We start from the raw sequence: 20,903 nt of genomic DNA, 5'->3' as shown, positions 1-20,903 counted from the left end.
TTAAAAGGTCGTTGAAAATCTATCTGCGTTGCCGAATACCGCGTCAAAAGCAGGCTCACAGCCGAAGGCTGAACGTGCTTTAGCACGGCCCCGAAGGGCGAGCAAAGCGAGTCAAATGCTCATTTAGTCCACTAAACTCCGCTTTTTCGCCTGTTTCTTGTGCCCTCGGGGTATTTCCTTGTCTCGGCTGTCTCGATCACGTTTTTCAACAGCCTGTTAATGGTCCATCAGCTTTTCGACGGCTTCAGGTTTGTCATGCACCGCGAAGCGATCCATCAGAGTGGCGCTGGCTTCGTTCAGACCAATGACCTCAACGTTAGTCCCTTCGCGGCGAAACTTGATAACAACTTTGTCCAGTGCATTCACCGCAGTGATGTCCCAGAAGTGGGCACGGCTGACATCGATGACCACTTTTTGCACGACTTCACGGAAATCAAAAGCGGCATTGAAGCGGGTGGAGGAAGCAAAGAACACCTGACCTACCACGCTGTAAGTGCGTTGTATGCCTGACTCATCGGCTTCAGAGCCGATAAACAGTACCTGACCAACCTTGTTGGCGAAGAACAGAGCACTCAGCAGTACACCCACCAGTACGCCGATGGCCAGGTTATGGGTGAAGACCACCACAACCACCGTCGCAATCATTACCACATTAGTGCTGAGAGGATAGGTGCGCAGGTTGCGAATCGAATCCCAGCTGAAGGTGCCGATGGACACCATGATCATCACGGAAACCAGTGCCGCCATGGGGATCTGTGATACCCAGGGGCCGAGGAAGACCACCAGAATCAGCAGCACAACGCCTGCTATCAGGGTGGATAAACGGGTACGCCCACCTGACTTCACGTTGATGACAGACTGGCCAATCATGGCGCAACCCGCCATTCCACCCAGACAGGCGGCCACAATATTGGCCAGACCCTGGCCCTTGCATTCACGGTTCTTGTCACTGCTGGTGTCAGTAAATTCATCGACGATGGTTGCGGTCATCAGGGATTCCAGCAGACCAACCACCGCCATGGCGGCAGAGTAAGGAAAGATGATTGCCAGCGTCTGCAGATTGAGTGGCACATCAGGCAGCAAGAACAGCGGCAGACTGTCTGGCAGCTCACCCATATCGCCGACCGTATGAATATTCAGACCCAGAGCCATGGACACTGCGGTCAGGCTGACGATACATACCAGCGGTGAGGGGATCGCGCGGGTGATATAGGGAAACAGGTAAATGATGGCCAGACCTGCAGCGGTCATGGCATAGACGTGCCAAGTGACCCCAATCAACTCTGGCAGCTGTGCCATAAAGATCAGAATAGCCAGGGCATTGACGAAGCCGGTGACCACGGAGCGGGATACAAAGCGCATCAGGCTGCCGAGTTTGAGGTAGCCGCAGACAATCTGCAGCGCGCCGCACAACACAGAGGCTGCCAGCAGATACTGCAGTCCATGCTCTTTGACCAGTGTCACCATCAACAGTGCCATGGCACCGGTGGCGGCTGAGATCATGGCCGGGCGGCCACCCGCAAAGGCGGTGACTACGGCAATACAGAACGAGGCATAAAGCCCGACCTTGGGGTCGACCCCGGCAATGATGGAGAAAGCGATTGCTTCCGGGATAAGTGCCAGAGCCACCACCAGGCCAGCGAGAATGTCTCCGCGCAGGTTGGAAAACCAGTGTTGTCGAACGGAATATGCCATGTAACGGTCCACATGTTTCAGGCCAGAATGGTCTGGGCCAGATTGATGTCTTGCAATCCGATGGTTGTAACGGCTACGCCATCAGGATAAATAAGCAGCGCGATCGAAACCCGGGCCATCAGAGCAGAAGACTATGAAATTCTTATGAAAAATATCAGCCAGTATGCGGATATTTGTCACAAGGTCAGGCGTTCATACGTCTTCATCTGATATGCAGTCAGGGTCATTCGCAGACCATCAGACTCAGCGCTGAGCGACTTTGCCATCCAGCTGAAGCTCAGTCGATGGCAGATAAGACTTGCACAGGCCGATTTATACACTCGCAATCTTGATGAGCAGAATGCCCAACAGTAAGTGCCTGACTGTAGGAAGTGTAAAAATGGCCCGGACCGGCTGTCCCGGAAACGCGCTGCATTTAATATGGCAGGCTGCCAATGGGTGTGAACCTTGCAGCTGACAGGTAATGACAATAGCGGTTGCGAGGCTCGAGTGCTAAATGATGGTCGATTTGAAGTCGCACATCCTAGAGCAATACCCGGTGCAACGCAAAACGTCAGGTCAGCAATGAAAGTGTCATTTTGGGTGAAAACTTAGCGTTATCCGTTGCCTTTCCGGTTAGTGTTCGACAGTTACAGTAGGCACTATACAACGTTGGGTCAGCTTCATTCAGGGAACAGAGCGGGGCAGGGGGAAGTCACTCATCACATGGGTTGAAATACAGTTCTGCTCAGAAAGTTGATGTGAAGGGTGAATTGTTCTCATCGAGCACTTGGCCCGGCCTGTTTGGCGTGATACTTTGCGGTCAGGTTGTAAGATGACATATCTCGTAACTAAATCGCTGATATGTTACTGATTTTGGTGGCCTATTACTGATCAAGGTAACGTTGTAGCTGACCTTGGCAGCCATGCTGGTCGGGAATGACGGGCAGGAGGAAATGACAAGGCAGACGACTATACTCATTGTCGTTTCGCCCAGGGGAACGGTCAGCTGACCCCAGACAGCAGCTGATGCGTGTCACCGACGAATAGTTTTGCGATTGTGTACATATACAGCTGTCTGCAGCTGAACATCTCGCTCCTTGGTTGATCAGGGCGTTGTTCAGTCCGCAATCAAACAGCGAGATAGGGTGCTGAGGTATTCAGTACTGAAATGTAAGCATGTCAAAGGTTCGCCGGTAAGCTTAAGGACTAAGATGTTCAATAAAAGTATCCGCGCAGGTCTGTTGGCCAGATTGGGTATCAGCTCAGTCCTGTTCGCCATTGTGGTGGTGGGGATTCAGCTGTACATCGCTACTGAGCGACTTGCTGCGACACAAATGGATTTGATGGAGGAGCTGCTGATCTCATCTGAAAAGCCGTTGTCTGAAGCCATCTGGTCCTACGATGAAGTGACCACCCGTAAGGCATTGCAAGGTCTGATGCGCCTTGATCAGGTGGCCTCGGTAGATATTACTCTTGCCAATGGCGAGCAATACGCCAGCTTCTATAAAGGTGAGAACCTGATGCGTTCTCCGCTGGCTTCGTTGATTTTCCCCAAGCTGATGGTGTTGCACCGCTCGCTGCTGGCGCCGGAGTATTCCGGCAGTTTTCGCGGCAAGCCGATCGCGACCCTGACCATCGAAGGCAGCAATGACTTTCTGTTCCGTCAGTGGCTGGATGATTCTCTGGTTTTGATTGTCAGTATTTGTGGTCTGATTCTGGCGCTGTTTGCCATGTCCGCCATCGTTGTTCACCGCTTCCTCAGCCGTCCGCTGATTGCTTTGGGGGAGCAGCTGCTCAAGCTTGATCCCAACGAGAAAGACCGGATGTTCCTTGATGTGCCTGAGGGGCACGATGAGGATGAGATCGGTTCGCTGGTCAAAGTGTTCAACAGCAACACCATCAAACTATCGCTGGCCAATCAGAGCATGGAACGCATGGCGACCCGTGATCGCCTGACCGGGTTGCCCAATCGTAACCTGGCACTGGAAACGCTGGAGCAGACGGTTATTACTGCCCGCGCAGAAAGCAGTCAGTTTGCTGTCTATATGCTCGATGTCGACCGCTTTAAAAACATCAACGATACAGAAGGCCACGAGCGGGGAGATCAGTTGCTGATCAGCCTCACCGAGCGCCTGACCAGCACCTTCGTCACCAAAGGGCTGTTCATTTCTCGTCTGGGAGGAGATGAGTTCCTCCTGATCAGTGAGCTGGCCAGCTCTGCCGAACGTGCTCTGGTTGAGGCGCAGCGTATCATTGATGTCATGCGAGAGCCTTACATCATGAATGATGTGGCCATGCGTCATACCGTATCCATGGGCGTTGTGATCTATCCGCAGGACGGCGAGAACGCCGATGCCATCATGCGTCACGCGGACCTGGCATTGCTCAGCTCCAAGAATCAGGGCGGCAATCAGGTCAGCTTCTTTACCAGTCAGCTGACGCAACACATTCATGAGCGGCTGATGCTGGAGACTGCCTTGAGCCGTTCCATTGATCTGGGGGCGTTTGAGCTGTTCCTGCAGCCCAAGATGCATGCTCAGTCACTGGAGGTCACCGGATGTGAGGCTCTGATCCGCTGGTTCAAGGACGATGGCACCATGATTTCACCGGCGGTGTTTATTCCCATTGCCGAATCGACCCGGCTGATCATTGGCCTGGGTAAGTGGGTCATTGAAGAGGCCTGTCGCATTCTGCAGGGCTGGGTGGCACAGGGCAGGGTAGTGCCGATGGCCATCAACGTTTCTGTGGTGCAGTTGCTGGAAGAGGACTTTGTCGAGTTTGTGCTGGCATGCCTGCGCAAGCATCAGGTGCCAGCCGACATGCTGGAGCTGGAGATTACCGAATCCACCCTGATCGATAACTTCGACAAGGTGGTGGCGGTGCTGACCGAAGTACGTCAAAACGGTTTGCGTATCGCCATGGACGACTTCGGCACCGGTTACTCTTCCCTGTCGAATCTGAACCGTCTGCCTATAGATGTGATCAAGGCTGACAAAAGCTTTGTACAGGGCGTGCCCAATGAAGCGGCTATTACGCAGCTGATTGGTTCTATCGGTGAGGTGCTGGGGGTCGAGCTGGTGGCTGAGGGTGTAGAAACCCGCGAGCAGCTGGAATGGTTGCGACAGAACGGTTTTGACACCCTGCAAGGCTTCTATTTCTCCAAGCCCATCCCCGCTCATCGTTTCGAGAAGTTGTTCCTGTTCAAGGATGAGTAAGTGCCAGTGGCAGCGCGCATGGCTGCCACTGGATTCTGTACCGCCTTTCTGTCTCTCCTTTCCTGACTGTTCTCTCTTCGCTTTCTCGCTTTCTCGCTTTCTTTCTTCCCCACTCTGCTGTTTGTCTTGAATTGATCGTTTCAACCTGGGCGTCGTATCAGGGTGTTGGTTATGAAACTATCGTTTCTTTCATGTTGTTCTTTTCACTTTTTGACTGATCAATACCCATTCTCAACTAGATCAAACGTATCAGATTCATCGTAATGGTGCGTCCTGCGCTGCATTGGTGCGTTTGTTGAACATGAATCGAGTGTTTCATCTCTACTGGGTCCGCATAAACCCTCGTAAAAACAACGGATTATATTTTGGCACGCAGGTTGCAAAACTAGCTTTGCTTGAATCGAACGTTTCTTACGAGGGCAAGAAAACATGCAAGGCTTGACGTTGAAATCGGTACGTAAATGGAGCGCGGCTCTGGCAGGTGCAGTTGTACTTTCACTGTCGGCGGCTCATACCGCCTTTGCTGACCAGCTTGATGACATTCAGAAATCCGGTGTGCTGAAAGTGGCTGTACCGCAGGATTTTCCTCCCTTTGGTTCAGTGGGTTCCGATATGCAACCCCAGGGCTATGACATCGATATGGCCAACTATCTGGGTAAAGAGCTGGGCGTGAAAGTGGAACTGGTACCGGTCACCAGCGCTAACCGTATTCCTTACCTGCAGACCAAGAAAGTGGATCTGGTTATCTCCAGCCTGGGCAAGAATGCCGAGCGTGAAAAAGCCATCGACTTTACCAAGCCTTATGCTCCGTTCTTCCTGGGGGTATTCGGTACCGCCAAAGCCGAAGTGAAAGATGCCGCCGAACTGGCTGGCAAAACGGTCGGCGTGACGCGCGGAGCAGTAGAAGACATCGAGCTGACCAAGGTGGCTCCTGCTACTACCGATCTGAAACGTTTCGAAGACAACAACACCACTATCTCCGCATTCCTGTCCGGTCAGGTTGATCTGATCGCAACCGGCAACCTGGTGGTGGCCTCCATTGCTGACCGCAATCCTGACCGCAAGCCTGAAACCAAGTTCATGCTGAAAAATTCACCCTGCTATGTAGGCGTTCACAAAGACGAAGCCCGTCTGGTTGAGAAGGTCAATGAACTGATTGCTAAGGCATACAAAGAGGGCGTGCTGGAGTCCATGTCACAGAAGTGGCTGAAGGCTGCCTATCCTGCCGATCTGGCCTCTATGTAAGTTTGAGCTGGGAGGAGTGGCGGCATGCTACTCCTCTATACCCAAGGACTCTGTCCCTGTGGAATTGCACGTATGAATTACCAACTGAACTTTGCTGACCTGCTCAACTATCAGGATGTGCTGCTCAGTGGTCTGTGGATGACCATCAAGCTGACCATCGTATCCACCATCGGTGGGGTGCTGCTGGGTATCGCCGGTGCTGCCTCCCGCCGTCATCGCAATGGCTTTCTGCGTCGTGCTGCGGCCTGCTATGTCGAGCTGATTCGTAATACCCCCTTTATTGTGCAGCTGTTCTTCATCTTCTTCGGCCTGCCTGCCATCGGCATCAAGATGAGCGAGATCGAGGCGGGTGTGCTGGCCATGGTGATTAACCTGGGTGCCTATCTGACAGAAATTATTCGCGCCGGTATCGATGCGACGCCCAAGGGGCAAATTGAGGCCGCGCGGACTCTGGGGCTGTCGAGCCGACAGATTTTCTTCCGTATCGTGCTGCCGCCGGCGTTTGCCCGTGTCTACAGCTCCGTTGTCAGCCAGTGCATCATCGTCATGCTGGGCTCAGCGGTGGTATCGCAGATTTCTGTGCCTGAGCTGACCTACGCCGCCAACTTTATCCAGTCACGCAACTTCCTGAGTTTTGAATCCTATCTGGTCGCAGCTGGCTTCTATCTGGTGTTGGCATTTGTTATGCGTCTGGGTCTCAATGCGCTGGGCTCCCGGGCATTTTCACGTGAGGAGAAACCAGCATGATGCAGTTCACTGACTGGGACATTCTGCGCAATCTGCTGCTTGCTGCCCGCTGGACCGTGCTGCTGTCGCTGATCGCCTTTGCGGGCGGTGCCATTGTAGGTCTGTTACTGACCTTCATGCGCATCAGCCGTCGCTCGGCGCTGGTGGTGATGACCCGTATTTACACTGAAATCTTTCAGGGAACACCGCTACTGATGCAGTTGTTCCTGGCCTTCTTCGGGCTGGGGCTGGTAGGTATTGATGTCTCTCCCTGGACCGCTGCTGCACTGGCGCTGACCCTGTTCTCCAGTGCTTTTCTCAGTGACATCTGGCGTGGCTGCGTCGAGTCGCTGCCTAAAGGGCAGTGGGAAGCGTCGCGTTGCCTCGGCCTGAATTACCTGCAGACCATGCGTTACATCATTCTGCCGCAGGCGCTGCGCGTGGCGATTCCTCCGACCGTGGGCTTCTCGGTACAGATCGTCAAGGGCACGGCGCTGGCCTCCATCATCGGCTTTGTCGAGCTGACCAAGGCGGGCACCATGCTCAACAACGCCACGTTCCAGCCTTTCAAGGTGTTTGCCATGGTGGCGCTGATTTACTTCCTGCTGTGCTATCCGCTGTCCCGCGCCAGCCAGTATCTCGAACATAAATTGAGCCGTAGCTCGAAATAACCTGGAGGGTGACTGAATGTCTCTCGTTAGTATCCATGAAGTGCACAAGTACTATGGTGACCTGCACGTCCTCAAGGGTATCAACCTCAACATCGAAGCGGGCGAAGTGGTGTCCATTATCGGCCGTAGTGGCTCCGGCAAAAGCACCTTGCTGCGCTGCATGAACGGTCTGGAAAAGTACGACGACGGCACCATCATTCTGGACGGCAAGGAAGTCAGCACCGATGAGTTTCAGATCCGCCGTCTGAGTGAAAGCGTCGGCATGGTATTTCAGAATTTCAACCTGTTCCCTCACCTCACTGTCGGCCAGAACATCATGCTGGCGCCAACACTGATTCGGGGCATGTCCAAGCCTGCCGCCAAAGAGTTGGCCCTGGATATGCTAGGTAAGGTCGGACTGGCAGATAAGTTCGGTCAATACCCGGAGAAACTGTCTGGCGGACAACAGCAGCGTGTGGCTATTGCGCGCTCACTGGCCATGCAGCCTAAGGTGTTGTTGTGCGACGAGATTACCTCGGCACTGGACCCTGAGCTGGTGGGCGAGGTACTGAAAGTGCTGGAGCAACTGGCGTCCGAAGGCATGACGCTGATTCTGGTGACGCATGAAATGAATTTTGCACGGGATGTGGGCGACAGGGTGGTGTTCATGCACCAGGGTAAGGTGTGGGAAACCGGCCCGGCCAAAGACGTCTTTGCTGCTCCCCAGACGGCGGAGCTGCAGCAGTTTATCGGTGCCGTCCTGTAGGGCGCGCACGGGTAAAAATTTTGCGCCAGATGAAACTAAAGTTTCATTATTGTTTTTTATGAAATCTTTGATAATTTGACGACGAGTTCAGACCCCGTCTATACCTCGTCAAACCCCAGCGGTGCTGCCGTGCAGAGCAAACTGACACGGTACTGCCCAGACCAAGGAGCACACCATGACGATAGCTGCCCAGTTCGACGATCAGGCCGTGTATGCGGCTGCCGGGCCGCGCAACTGGCAGTTATCCAGTGAAGGTGTGCTGGCCGGTTTGCGGCTGGCGTTTAAAGACCTGTTTCACGTCAGGGGGTATCCGACCGGTGCGGGCAATCCCGACTGGCTGGCCAGCCACGGAGATGCTGAGCAGACCTCCTGGGTCATGCAGCGCCTGATGGAAGCGGGCTGTGTTGCGGTCGGGCGCACCCAGACTGACGAGATTGCCTACAGCCTCAACGGTATCAACGTGCATTACGGCAGTGCCGACAATCCGCGCGCAGCGGGTCGCATCAGTGGCGGCTCCAGCAGTGGCTCGGCCGTGGCTGTGGCGCGCGGTGAAGCCGATATCGGTCTGGGTACGGATACCGGTGGCTCCATTCGTGTGCCTTCCAGCTACTGTGGCCTGTATGGCTTGCGCCCCAGCCACGGGCTGATTGAAAACGCCGATTCGGTGCCGCTGGCGCCCTTATTTGACACCGTAGGCTGGATGACCCGCGATGCAGAGACCCTCGCGCGGGTCGGTGAAGTCCTGTTGCCTGAGCAGCCTCTGGTTACGCCAGAGTCGGTGGTGCTTCTGCTGCCGGAAGGCATTGAGCAGGATGCCCTGATGCCCGCCTTATTGCAGTGGCTGCCTGCCTTGCCGGAGTACAGCGTGGTGCCCGTCAGTCAGGCCTATCTGAGCGGTGCCAGCGAAGCGTTCCGGACGCTGCAGGGGCGCGCCATCTGGCAAACCCACGGTGACTGGATCACCCGCGTACAACCGCGCTTTGCTGATGATATTGCCGGGCGCTTCCGCTGGGCGGCGACCATTACTGATGCCGATGCTGATCAGGCCAGAGCACAGGCTGTCCACTATGTGCAGTGGCTGGCTGAACTGCAGCAGGAAGGTCGCCAGCTGGTCATCATGCCGACCACGCCCGGCGCTGCCCCTTTACGTGATATGCCTGCGCCTGAACTGGCGCAGTATCGTGAACGACTGATGGGGATGACGGCGCTGTCCGGGCTGGCCCGCTCACCGCAGTTACATATTCCCTGCCTGCAGAGCGAAGGCGCGCCCTGGGGCTTGTCACTGCTCGGCGCACGCCATACCGATCGCAGCCTGCTGGCACTGGCACAAAGCCTGCCTGCAGCCCGCTGATATTTGCCCCCCGATACTTTCTGACTGGAGAACAACAATGACCGCACCCCGTGAGATGGAATCCTCAACGCAGGCACTGACTGGCAAGGTTGCCATGACCGCACCTCACTACAAGGCAACCGAAGTGGGGCTGGCGGTGTTGCAGGAGGGCGGTTCTGCCATTGAGGCCATGGTCGCCGCAGCAGCGGCCATCGCGGTGGTGTATCCCCACATGAACAGTCTTGGGGGCGACGGCTTCTGGCTGATTCAGCGCCCCGGTGAAGCACCGGTAGCCATTGATGCCTGCGGCTTCAGTGCGGCGCTGGCCAACAATGACTTCTATACCCGCCAGGGCCTGAGTGCCATTCCCGAACGTGGCCCGCTGGCGGCAGTGACCCTGGGCGGCACGCTTGGTGGCTGGGCTAAAGCACTGGAAATTGACCAGCATGCCTCGCTGCCGCTGTCACGATTGCTGGAGCCTGCTCGGGCGCTGGCTGCCGATGGCATTACGGTCACCGCCAGTCTGGAGGCAGCCAGTCGCAAAACCTTTGATGCACTGCAGGCTGTGCCCGGTTTCGCGCCTGTGTATCTGCCTGAAGGCAAGGTGCTGCAGGAGGGGGAAACCCTGCGCAATCCGAAACTGGCGCACTTTATCAGTCTGCTGGCGGAACAGGGGCTGATGTCGGCCTATCAGGGCGAGATCGGTGCCACTATCGCTGTAGAGCTGGAGCGCCTTGGCAGCCCGCTGCGGGTGTCGGACTATCAGGACTACAGCGCGCAGGTTGTGACGCCTCTCAGTGTCGCTATCAGCCAGGGGCTGCTGTACAACCTGCCAGCACCGACTCAGGGGCTGGCCTCGCTGCTGATTCTGGGTGTCTATGACCGGGTGCGTGCCGAACGCTGTGGCGCACGCGACTGGAGTGAAGCTGAGCAAGTTCACCATCTGGTGGAATCCACCAAACAGGCCTTTATCGTGCGTGACCGTGAGGTGACCGATCCCGGTCGTCTGAAGTGCGACTGGAATGCGCTGCTGGACGAACCCCATTTGCAGCAGCTGGCGGCGCAGGTCGACAGTGATAAGGCGTTGCCCTGGCCGCATGTGGCCAAGCATGGCGACACCATCTGGATGGGCGCCCTCGACCAGCACGGCACCATGGTCAGCTTTATTCAAAGCATCTACTGGGAATTTGGTTCAGGGGTGGTGATCGAGCCCTATGGCCTGATCTGTAACAACCGTGGCGTTAGCTTCTCGCTGGATGCCAGCCATGCCAATGCGCTGGGCCCGCGTCTGAAGCCTTTTCATACCCTCAACCCGGCAATGGCGATACTGAATGATGGCCGTCGCGTGGTGTACGGCACCATGGGAGGCGAAGGCCAGCCTCAGACTCAGGCTGCACTGTTCAGCCGTTACCTGTATGAAGGCTACTCGCTGCCCGAGGCCATTGCCCGCGGTCGCTGGCTACTGGGTCGGACCTGGGGGGAAACCAGCTTCAATCTCAAGCTGGAAGCGGATCTGGATGCCCGGGTGGGTAATGAGCTGCGTCAGCGCGGTCACGATATTGCGGTCGTGCCAGCACAGGTAGAAATGATGGGACACGCCGGAGCCATCGCGCTGATGAGTGATGGCAGTGTGGAGGCGGCCACCGATCCACGCAGCGATGGTGCGGCGCTGGTGGGATAGGTCAGCCATCGCTGGCGCTGAGCGCAGGCGTGCAGATGGCTCTGCAAATACATATTACAAACTGCAGGAAACAGGCAGGAGAACACTATGAGTGAATGGCTTCCCGTAATTATCGGTCTGTTGGGGACGGGTGTGGTCGCGGGAGTTCTGGCAGGGTTGCTGGGCGTCGGTGGCGGCATCGTCATTGTGCCGGTGCTGTACTGGCTGTTCCAGCATCTGGGGATCAGTGCGCCGACGGCGATGTCAGTCGCGACCGCTACCTCGCTGGCCACCATCGTGCCGACGTCTATTTCTTCTATTCGCTCGCATCATAAACGCGGCAACGTCGATTTCGACCTGCTGAAGCTGTGGTCGCCAGCCATCATTCTTGGCGTGATTCTCGGTGCATCAGTCTCTACCCACATCAGCGGCCACTGGCTGACGCTGATGTTCGGCATCATCGCCGTGCTGGTGGCCATCAATATGCTGTTCCGTTCCAAGGCTGCGCCACTGGCGCAGAGTTTGCCGGGCGCCTGGGCACAGCGCTTCATGGGCGGCTGTGTGGGGCTGCTGTCGGTGATGGTCGGTATCGGCGGTGGCACGCTGGGCGTGCCGCTGCTGACTTCCTTCAATGTGGCTGCTCACCGGGCAGTGGGAACGGCTGCCGCTTTTGGTCTGCTGATCGCGCTGCCCGGCGTGATCACCATGCTGGTGACCGGGTCTGCACCTGCTGATGCGCCTGTGGGGACGCTGGGGCTGGTCAACCTGCCCGGTTTTGCCCTGATCGTGCCGCTGACCGTGCTCTGCGCGCCTCTGGGTGTCGCCCTTGGGCAGAAGCTGGATCAGGCCATGCTGAAAAAGATTTTTGCGGTGTGTCTGGCGTTTACCGGCGCACGTATGTTGTTGCAGGTGTTGAGTTAATACCCTGCGAGAGACAGTCCCTGATACAGAAAGTCCCCGATACAGAAAGTCTTGGTGCAGTTGCGTACAGCGCCAGCACGATTGAAGAGTAAGGAAAGGCTATGAGTAACTTCGGTCAAATCAATCCACCGCCCCGTCTGCTGATGGGCCCAGGCCCCATCAATGCTGATCCCCGTGTACTGCGTGCCATGTCGGCGCAGCTGATCGGTCAGTATGACCCGGCCATGACCTCCTACATGAACGAAACCATGGCGCTCTACCGCGAGGTATTTTGCACCGCTAACCAGTGGACGCTGCTGATCGATGGCACCAGTCGTGCCGGTATCGAGGCGCTGCTGTTCTCGGCGCTGTGCCCGGGTGACAAGGTACTGATCCCGGTGTTTGGCCGCTTTGGCTTGCTGCTGAGTGAAATTGCCCAGCGCGCCGGGGCCGAAGTGCATACCATCGAAGTGCCCTGGGGCGAGGTGTTCAAACCGGAGCAGATCGAAGAAGCGTTACAGCGGGTGCGGCCCAAAGTACTGGCCGTGGTGCAGGGTGATACCTCCACCACCATGCTGCAACCGCTGGAAGAGCTGGGTGCCCTGTGCCGCAAGTACGATGCGCTGTTTTATACCGATGTCACCGCCTCCATCGGCGGTAACTTTCTGAAGACCGATGAATGGGGGCTGGATGCGGTATCCGCCGGCCTGCAGAAGTGTCTGGCGGGCCCCTCCGGCAGCTCACCGATTACGGTCAGTGATCGCTATGTCGAAGTGGTGCGTCGTCGCCGTCATGTGGAAGCAGGTCTGGTGACCAGTGCTCATCAGGCAGGTATTGAACCGGCGATCCGCTCCAACTATTTCGATATTCCCATGATCCTCGACTACTGGGGTGAGGAGCGGCTAAACCACCATACCGAAGCAACCAGCATGCTGTATTGCGCCCGTGAATGCGCGCGCCTGCTGGTGGACGAAGGTATGGACAACGCCATCGCCCGCCACCAGTTGCACGGTGACGCTATGCTGGCCGGGGTGCAGGGGCTGAATCTCAGACCCTTTGGTGATCTCAAACACAAGATGAACAACGTCGTCGGTGTCTATATTCCCGAAGCGGTGCAGGGCGATGCGGTGCGCAGCTCACTGCTGAACGATTTCGGCATTGAAATCGGCACGTCCTTCGGACCACTGCACGGCAAGATCTGGCGAATTGGCACCATGGGCTACAACGCTCGCAAGGATGCGGTACTGACCACGCTGGCGGCGCTGGAGCAGGTACTGCGACTGGCAGGCCACCAGTGTGACGCCAGTGGTGGTGTGGCTGCGGCCATGGCCGTCTACAAAGCCGCAGCGGAGGCCTGATGATGACCACTCAGGAGCTACTGGCGCGTATTGATGCTCTGGCGGCCATCAGCGCAATGGAAGGCGGGTTACTGCGCGCCTACCTGACCGATGAACACCGGCGTGCTAACGAACTGGTGGCTACCTGGATGCAACAGGCGGGCATGTCCACCTGGCAGGATCAGGCAGGTAATCAGTGGGGGCGATACGAAGGCAGCGAGGCAGGCGCCAAAGCGCTGATAATCGGTTCGCACCTTGATACCGTGCCCAACGCTGGCCGTTACGACGGTATGCTCGGCGTGTTGCTGGGTATTGCTGCAGTCGATCATTTCAACCGTCTAGGGCAACGTTTTCCGTTTGCCATCGAAGTGGTTGGCTTTGGCGATGAAGAAGGCACCCGCTTTGGCTCCACCCTGCTGGGCAGCCGTGCGGTCTCGGGCAGCTGGCTGCAGGAGTGGTTTGCGGTTGCTGATAAACAGGGCGTGACCATGGCAGAAGCCTTCAAAGCCTTCGGTCTTGATCCGGCTGAGGTGGGCAAGGCGGCACGCCATGCCGATGACGTGAAAGCCTATATCGAAGTCCATATCGAGCAGGGTGTGGTGCTGGAGAGCAAGGATCTGCAACTGGGCACTGTTACCGCTATTGCTGGCGCAAGGCGCAAGCAGGTGGTGGTGAAGGGCCGCGCAGGCCATGCCGGAACCACGCCAATGGACTTGCGCTTTGATGCGTTGGTGATGGCGGCACATGCCATCACCATGATTGAGCGCAAGGCCAAGATCTGGAATCTGGTGGCAACTGTCGGGCGGGTGGAATGCCTGCCCAACGCCGTCAATGTGATTCCGGGTGAAGTGCGCTTCAGTGTCGATATCCGCAGTCAGGATGATCATGAGCGTGATCGGGCCTGGGCTGAAATGGAGGCGGGTATCCGCACTATCGTTGGCTCGCGCAATGGTGACGTCAGTATCAGCGATACCCACGCCGCACCTGCCGTACCCTGTGCTGACTGGTTGCAGCAGTCCTTCAATGATGCACTGGCCGAGCACGGTCACAAGGCCTTCTCGCTGGTCAGTGGTGCAGGGCATGATGCCATGGCCATGGCCGACATTACCGATGTGGGCATGCTGTTCCTGCGCAGCCCCGGTGGTATCAGTCATCACCCCGCTGAGTCGGTGATTGAAGATGATGTACGTGCTTCGCTGGAGGTGCTGATCAGTGCCATCGGCAGGATTGCTGCGCACTAGGGCAGCAACAGGCAGCAGAGCAAGATAGCCCTGCCTTATCTCAAACGTTTCGACAAAAGCCACCCTGCGTGGCTTTTGTCGTTTTAGCTGTGCCGTCGTCTTAGCTGAGCCTGCAAAGTGAGGGCTGGGCGCATTGTCAGGCAGAAAATGCCCCTGCACTTTGGCATCGGGCTGTAAAAAGTCGCCATATTCCGCAATGAATGAGGGAGAAAGTTGTCATAAATCAATTCCTCACCCGCTGCCAAACCGACCTGTCTGCGACTATTGAGGTGGGTCAATATTCCCCGGTAACCCGAGTGTTACCTTGGCGCCATCAAAGATTTCGAACGCCTTCAAACAGGTCGTTGGAAAGCGTTATCAGGCAGCCGAGAACGGGGGCTACCCCAGGGCAAAAGCAACGGGCGCAACAGCAGCGTTTAGCAAGCTAAATCAGCAGTGAGCCTGTTATGGATGTCGTACTCGACAACGCAGATAGATTTCTAACAGCCTGCCGGGCATTCCATGTTGTTTAAGGAATATTGACCATGAAAAAGTCACTGCTCTCTGTTTCCGCACTGGTAGCTGCCGCTGTTCTTGCCTCTTCTGTTCAGGCCCACGAAAAGGGCGACATTCTGGTTCGTGCCGGGGCGGCCACTGTCGTTCCTCATGAAAGCAGCGACGATGTGCTGGGTCTGGGTGAGTTCCGCATCAACAACGACACCCAGCTGGGTTTGACCTTCACTTACATGCTGACTGACAACTGGGGTGTGGAGCTGGTTGCCGCCTCACCGTTCAAACACAACATCGGCCTGAAAGCGACCGGCGATATCGCCAGTGCCAAGCATCTGCCACCCACCCTGCTGGGCCAGTACTACTTCGGTCAGGCCGACAGCAAAGTGCGTCCCTATGTGGGCCTGGGTCTGAACTACACCTTCTTCTTCGATGAAGAATTCAACCAGACTGGTAAAGACGCTGGCCTGAGCAATCTGGATCTGGACAGCTCCGTCGGTCTGGCGGCTGAGGCGGGTGTGGATGTCATGGTCACCGACAAGTGGTTTGCCAACGCCGCCGTATGGTGGATGGATATCGATACCAAAGCGAACTTCGACGTTGCAGGTGGTGGCCATCAGAGCATTGATACTTCCATCGACCCTGTCGTGTTCATGCTGGGTGTGGGTTACAAGTTCTGATACTTCAACCGCTCTCATGAGTTAGACCACCGCCGGGCGACATCACGTCTCTCCGCAGCCCGGCGGTGCTTTTCTGAATACGCCTCAGAGCAGCGTGACCCTTCCCCTTGTTACGCTGCCTTTGTTTCTCTTCTGTCTCTTCTGTCTCTTCAGCCTCTCTTCTGTCTCTCTTCCTGCTGATTTGCTGAAATTCTCCTTACGCAGTGCTCTTTGCCGGGATTTCTGGCTATGCTCAGGCGCTGTGTGACCAGCACGCCGTGCATCGACAGGGCGCCAGTAGCAAGGATCCTCTCCCCGTGGCAGACAAACCGTTCGATATTCCATTGCAGCAGGCCATGACACTGCTGGAGCAGGGTCAGACCGCGCAGGCTGAAGCCCTGTTGCAGGTGCTGGCGCAGCAGCATCCTGATCAGTTGCAACTGCGTCTCTATCTGGCGCAGGTGGCGCTGAAGTCCGGGAAAGGCGCCGCCCACATCGAAGTACTGCAGGAGGTCGCCGCTTCGCATCCTTTTATTGCTGACGGCTACTTTATTCTGGGGCAGTGCCTGCAGCAGGCCGGGCGGCTGCCAGAGGCTGTGTCGGCGTTTTATCACGCGTTACAAAGCCGCTGGAGTGCGCATGAGCAGCTTGAGCAGGCACCGGCCCTGACACTGCAGGAAGGCACGCCCACAGCCGAAACCGGGCAGGACGGCGAGATTGCCCTGAGGCTGCTCTGGCAGGTGCTGGCACAGTTGCGTCAGGCGGGTATGGCCGCTTTTCCCATGGCCGGAAGCCTGCTTGGGCTGGAGCGTGAGGGCAAGCTGCTGGACAACGATGTGGATGTCGATATTGGTGTCGACTGGCAGCAGATGAGCCAGGTTATCGCACTGTTAAAGGGGCAGGGGTGGCACGAAGTTGACCGCTCCTATGATCTGATCAATCCACGTTGTCTGGTGCATCCTTCCGGGGTAGCTATGGATCTGTGCGGCTTTGCGACCGATGAAAAGACCGGCGGGGTGATTTCCGGCCTGTGGATGAAGGGTGTTCCGTTTCACTGGAATCGCATTACGCGTTTCCCGGCCATTACCCTGACCGCCAGAGAGTCACCCGGCGGCACCATCAGTTATCCCAGCGTTCCCGAGCAGATTCTGATGGCCATGTACGGCGAAGGCTGGCGTCAGCCTGACCGTCATTTCGATACCATCATCTGTGCTCATAATCTGCAGGGGTTCTCCTGGCTGACCCGCTGTTATGCCTATGCTCGTCTCTATCATTGCTGGACGCTGAACAAGGCCGAGAAGTGCCAGCGCTTGCTGCAAACGCTGGTGGAGAAGCAACCGACAGATACCTTTCTGCGTCGCCTGCTCACTCATTTCACTGCGCAACTGACGGAACCGCACCGAGTGCTGGCGCTGGGGTGTTTTGACATGCTGCATATCGGCCACATGAATTACCTGCGCTACGCCAGAGCTCAGGGCAGCAGCCTGATCGTCGGCGTGGCACCGGATGCGTTCTGCCAGCGTAGTAAAGGCTATCGCCCGGTGCAGAATGAAGAGGAACGTATGGCTTTTATTCGCACACTGGAGTTTGTTAATGAGGTGATGATCGTGCAGCAGCCGATGGTCAGCGGTGAGCCTGCAGCGGCATGGATCAACAGCCTGCAGGTGAAGACCGTGGTGTGCGGAGGGGAATGGCAGGGTTCTGAACGCTGGAACCGGCTGGAGCAACTACTGGGCGGTTACGGTATCAAGGTGATCTATGCCCCGGCGACGCCGGGGGTGTCCAGCACCTTGTTGAAACAGCGGGTAAAAGAGCAGCAGTAGGGGATTAGCTGATAGCTGGGCTGACCCCATGCCTGTTGTGAAAGAAGCGCTGGGAGAGGGGCATCTCAGCCAGCGAGCGCAGCTATCGCTCGCTGCAAGTTGACTCTGGCCTGCACCTCAAAGCGCTGCCGCAGCGCTGGGGTCAGATATATCACCGGGCGCTGCAGAAACTGCTGCAATACCTTCGCTCGCCCAACGCGGTACGCCGCCTCATCCACCCAGGCATATTCACCGCGGATAGCCTGATCATACTGATCAAACACCTCAGCGCTGGCACCGAGAATACTCAGATCAATATCCAGCATCAGCGCGGTATCGGCATCGTCAGCGGCGTCATGCCCGGCGGTAGCGCGAATCATCCTTGCCACGCGTTGAATCACTGCGTCATTGCCGTGATGCTCTCGCAAAAAGCGTTCGGCCCAGCACGCACTCTGCTCCTCGTTATCGGCTTGATGAGTGTCGTAAATGGCATCGTGAAACCAGATCGCCAGCGCTATTTCATCCGGCCTGCTCGCCAGTGATCTGACTGCATCAAGCAGCTTCAGGCAGGCATGAATATGCTGCTGGCTGTGATAGTGACGATGAGGCTCTGTGTAGCAGCGCAGCAGCTGACCATAGAGTGACGTGCTGTCCGCAGCGAGGTGCATACGCTGCAGCAGCGCGGCCAGTGAGGCTTCGGTGAAGCCGTAATCCGGTAGGGTGTTGTGCATTGCATACTCACGTGATGTTTTCTGTCTTGCCAATAGACTGATTGCAGCTGTCAAACATAGATCAGCCATGGCCGCTTGCACAGAGTTCAGGCACACTATGCCCCCACACCCATGCTCCGGCGTACACAGGCAGTCCCATGTTCAGAAGCGAAGATTTCCCCAATGATGAAAACGGCGATGTATTGCGCAGAATGCGCGACAGCGGGGATAACTTCGCCATACCCAGAGATTTTGAATTCACTGTGGTGTTTGCCACACGCGAAGCGGTGCAGGCCTTCGGTGATCACTTTGCCCAGCTAGGGTATGAGGTGGTGGCCAATGAAAGTGGCCATGTGCCTGAGCTGCCCTGGGACGTCACCGTCGTCACCCATATGTTGCCCACTCATGCCGCCATCACCGCGTTTGAGGCCGAGTTGCAGCGTGTGGCGACTCCGCTGGGAGGCCGTAATGATGGCTGGGGCTGCTTTGAGCAGTAAAGCCTGTCGTTCTGGTCGCTGTTTAAAAACAAAACCGGCTGCAGTGATGCAGCCGGTTTTGTTTATGGGCAGTCATGCAACAGCGCAAGCGCCTTACATCTGGCCGTTTTCCTCATAACGCTGATGCCAGCTCAGTGCTTCGCCCAGCAGGTGTGGGGTATGCATACCGCGACCGCTGGCACAGGCGCGCTCGAAGTAATCCATCAAGCGCTCACGGTACGCCGGGTGGGCGCAGTTCTGAATGATCTTGTGGGCACGCTGACGGGGTGACAGACCACGCAGATCAGCCAGACCCTGCTCGGTGACGATGATCTTGACGTCATGCTCGGTGTGATCGACATGGGACACCATCGGCACAATGGCTGAAATGCTGCCGTTCTTGGCGGTCGAGGGCGTTACGAAGATCGACAGATAGCCATTGCGGGCGAAATCCCCTGAACCACCGATGCCGTTCATCATCCGGCTGCCCATGATATGGGTGGAGTTCACGTTGCCGTAAATGTCTGCCTCGATCAGGCCATTCATGGCAATTACCCCCAGACGGCGGGCCAGCTCCGGATGGTTGCTGATGTCCTGCTGGCGCAGGATGATGCGCTCTCGGTAGAAGTCGATATTGTTGTTCAGCTCTTCAATGGCGACCGGGCTCAGGGAGAACGCCGTTGCCGAGGCCACGCCGAGGGTGCCGGATTTGAGCATCTTCAGCATGCCGTCCTGAATCACCTCGGTGAAGGCAGTCAGATTTTTGTAGGGGCCAGCATCCAGCCCTTCCAGCACGGCGTTGGGAATGTTGCCGACACCGGACTGGATCGGCAGCAGTTCTTTGGGCAGGCGACCAGCGGCAATCTCACGCTCGAAGAACTCCAGAATGTGTCCGGCAATACGCTTGGACACCTCATCGGGCGGCGTGAAGGGGCTGTTGCGATCCGCCGCGCTGGTTTCCACTACACCGATAACCTTGTCCAGCGGACAGTGCAGATACTGCTCGCCGATACGGTCGGCCGGGCTGGTGATCATGATCGGTTTACGGTTGGGAGGAAGCGCGGTGCCGTAATAGATGTCGTGCATGCCTTCGAGCTTGGCATTCTGCTTGTCGTTCACTTCGATGATGATTTTGTCGGCCTGCTCGATCCAGGTCTTGTTGTTGCCGACGGCAGAGGAGGGGATCAGACGACCATCTTCCAGAATGCCTGCCACCTCAATCACGGCCAGATCCAGCTTGCCAAGAAAGCCAGCCCAGGCGTACTGAGATACCTCAGACAGGTGAATATCGATATAGTCCATGCGGCCATCGTTGATACGCTGGCGGCAGATGGGGTCGGACTGGAATGGCAGACGCATTTCAATGCCGTCCACTTCTGCCAGCACACCATCCAGCTCGGGAGCGGTGGAAGCACCGGTCCAGATGCTGATGCGGAACTTTTCGCCCTGCCCATTGAGGTCACGAATACGATGGGCAAGGGCAGTCGGAATAGCCTTGGGATACCCGGCTCCGGTAAATCCACTCATTCCCACTACGGCACCATTGGGAATCAGAGCTGCAGCCGCTTCGGCGCTCATCAGGCGCTGCAGAAGCTCAGGATTACGGATGCGAGAAGACGCTGACATGAGAGGCACTCCGTCGTTAGCAGACAGTCCATTTATTGGAAAGTTGTTTAGTGGAAAGTTGTTTAGTGGAAAGTTGTTTAGTGGATAGTGATTGCTCAGAAAACACACATAGATTTGAAAGCGTGGAAGGCTGCCATTGTATTGAGTTGCGATAAGCTGCCGCCTCATTCTTTCGTAGTAAAAAACGGCAATCTACAAATTGTTCCTTGATTGCTACAACCCGATGCGAGATGGGGGGCGGCTCAGCCGTCAGGGATAGGGTTATACGAACGATTAATTTTTCAGCGTTCGGTAAAGGTGTCAGAGGATGACTGAAATAGCGTCCGGCAATTGGCTGGAATATGACCAGGCTGATCTGCCGGAAAGCTTGTAAAGTCGGGGGCTGGACAGCGTT

General features: G+C 56.6%; 16 protein-coding genes. 13 read left to right on the top strand and 3 right to left on the bottom strand.

Annotation, left to right across the window (positions count from 1 at the left end):
- Positions 1 to 216 precede the first annotated feature (216 nt).
- Positions 217 to 1,695: a SulP family inorganic anion transporter gene (locus WH50_RS04445; protein WP_110186225.1), complete on the bottom strand. Its 1,479-nt coding sequence runs from the start codon at positions 1,693 to 1,695 to the stop codon at positions 217 to 219.
- A 1,193-nt stretch (positions 1,696 to 2,888) separates the two neighbouring features.
- On the opposite strand from WH50_RS04445, the gene WH50_RS04440 reads away from it, so the two are divergent.
- The 12 genes from WH50_RS04440 (at position 2,889) to WH50_RS04385 (ending at position 17,718) form a co-directional block, all read left to right on the top strand.
- The gene (locus WH50_RS04440) at positions 2,889 to 4,892 is read left to right on the top strand and encodes a putative bifunctional diguanylate cyclase/phosphodiesterase (RefSeq protein WP_110186224.1); all 2,004 of its coding nucleotides are present in this window, start codon (positions 2,889 to 2,891) and stop codon (positions 4,890 to 4,892) included.
- Positions 4,893 to 5,321: 429 nt separating this feature from the next.
- Positions 5,322 to 6,137, top strand: coding sequence for a transporter substrate-binding domain-containing protein (locus WH50_RS04435; protein ID WP_110186223.1), 816 nt, complete (start codon positions 5,322 to 5,324; stop codon positions 6,135 to 6,137).
- A 72-nt stretch (positions 6,138 to 6,209) separates the two neighbouring features.
- The gene (locus WH50_RS04430; protein ID WP_110186222.1) at positions 6,210 to 6,884 is read left to right on the top strand and encodes an amino acid ABC transporter permease; all 675 of its coding nucleotides are present in this window, start codon (positions 6,210 to 6,212) and stop codon (positions 6,882 to 6,884) included.
- Complete coding sequence (locus WH50_RS04425) at positions 6,881 to 7,534, top strand: amino acid ABC transporter permease (protein ID WP_104152281.1); 654 nt, start codon at positions 6,881 to 6,883, stop codon at positions 7,532 to 7,534. The genes WH50_RS04430 and WH50_RS04425 overlap by 4 nt, the downstream gene beginning before the upstream one ends.
- A 16-nt stretch (positions 7,535 to 7,550) precedes the next feature.
- Positions 7,551 to 8,279, top strand: coding sequence for an amino acid ABC transporter ATP-binding protein (locus tag WH50_RS04420; protein WP_110186221.1), 729 nt, complete (start codon positions 7,551 to 7,553; stop codon positions 8,277 to 8,279).
- 175 nt (positions 8,280 to 8,454) lie between these two features.
- Entirely contained in the window at positions 8,455 to 9,630 is a 1,176-nt protein-coding gene (locus WH50_RS04415; protein ID WP_110186220.1) for an amidase, read from the top strand.
- A gap of 37 nt (positions 9,631 to 9,667) precedes the next feature.
- On the top strand, positions 9,668 to 11,290 hold the full coding sequence (locus WH50_RS04410; protein WP_110186219.1) for a gamma-glutamyltransferase family protein: 1,623 nt from the start codon (positions 9,668 to 9,670) through the stop codon (positions 11,288 to 11,290).
- A gap of 87 nt (positions 11,291 to 11,377) precedes the next feature.
- Positions 11,378 to 12,190, top strand: a complete 813-nt coding sequence (locus WH50_RS04405) for a sulfite exporter TauE/SafE family protein (protein ID WP_110186218.1) — start codon at positions 11,378 to 11,380, stop codon at positions 12,188 to 12,190.
- Between the two features lie 101 nt (positions 12,191 to 12,291).
- Positions 12,292 to 13,527: a pyridoxal-phosphate-dependent aminotransferase family protein gene (locus WH50_RS04400; RefSeq protein ID WP_104152276.1), complete on the top strand. Its 1,236-nt coding sequence runs from the start codon at positions 12,292 to 12,294 to the stop codon at positions 13,525 to 13,527.
- Entirely contained in the window at positions 13,527 to 14,747 is a 1,221-nt protein-coding gene (locus WH50_RS04395; RefSeq protein ID WP_110186217.1) for an allantoate amidohydrolase, read from the top strand. The genes WH50_RS04400 and WH50_RS04395 overlap by 1 nt, the downstream gene beginning before the upstream one ends.
- A gap of 524 nt (positions 14,748 to 15,271) precedes the next feature.
- The gene (gene ompW, locus WH50_RS04390) at positions 15,272 to 15,916 is read left to right on the top strand and encodes an outer membrane protein OmpW (RefSeq protein WP_110186216.1); all 645 of its coding nucleotides are present in this window, start codon (positions 15,272 to 15,274) and stop codon (positions 15,914 to 15,916) included.
- 296 nt (positions 15,917 to 16,212) lie between these two features.
- Positions 16,213 to 17,718 carry an adenylyltransferase/cytidyltransferase family protein gene (locus tag WH50_RS04385; RefSeq protein ID WP_133251242.1) on the top strand — a complete coding sequence of 502 codons (1,506 nt, stop codon included), beginning with the start codon at positions 16,213 to 16,215 and terminating at the stop codon, positions 17,716 to 17,718.
- A gap of 65 nt (positions 17,719 to 17,783) precedes the next feature.
- On the opposite strand, the gene WH50_RS04380 is transcribed toward WH50_RS04385, so the two are convergent.
- Complete coding sequence (locus WH50_RS04380; RefSeq protein ID WP_207780179.1) at positions 17,784 to 18,428, bottom strand: HD domain-containing protein; 645 nt, start codon at positions 18,426 to 18,428, stop codon at positions 17,784 to 17,786.
- 137 nt (positions 18,429 to 18,565) lie between these two features.
- On the opposite strand from WH50_RS04380, the gene WH50_RS04375 reads away from it, so the two are divergent.
- On the top strand, positions 18,566 to 18,904 hold the full coding sequence (locus WH50_RS04375; RefSeq protein WP_104152272.1) for a ribonuclease E inhibitor RraB: 339 nt from the start codon (positions 18,566 to 18,568) through the stop codon (positions 18,902 to 18,904).
- A 93-nt stretch (positions 18,905 to 18,997) separates the two neighbouring features.
- Here WH50_RS04375 and WH50_RS04370 read toward each other — a convergent pair whose 3' ends face one another.
- The gene (locus tag WH50_RS04370) at positions 18,998 to 20,509 is read right to left on the bottom strand and encodes an acetyl-CoA hydrolase/transferase family protein (protein WP_110186214.1); all 1,512 of its coding nucleotides are present in this window, start codon (positions 20,507 to 20,509) and stop codon (positions 18,998 to 19,000) included.
- Positions 20,510 to 20,903 lie beyond the last annotated feature (394 nt).

Source organism: Pokkaliibacter plantistimulans (genome assembly GCF_003194385.1).
In the GTDB taxonomy this organism is placed as follows: domain Bacteria; phylum Pseudomonadota; class Gammaproteobacteria; order Pseudomonadales; family Balneatricaceae; genus Pokkaliibacter; species Pokkaliibacter plantistimulans.
Note: the sequence above shows the minus strand (reverse complement) of the source record. Positions and strands in the feature narration are given on the sequence as shown.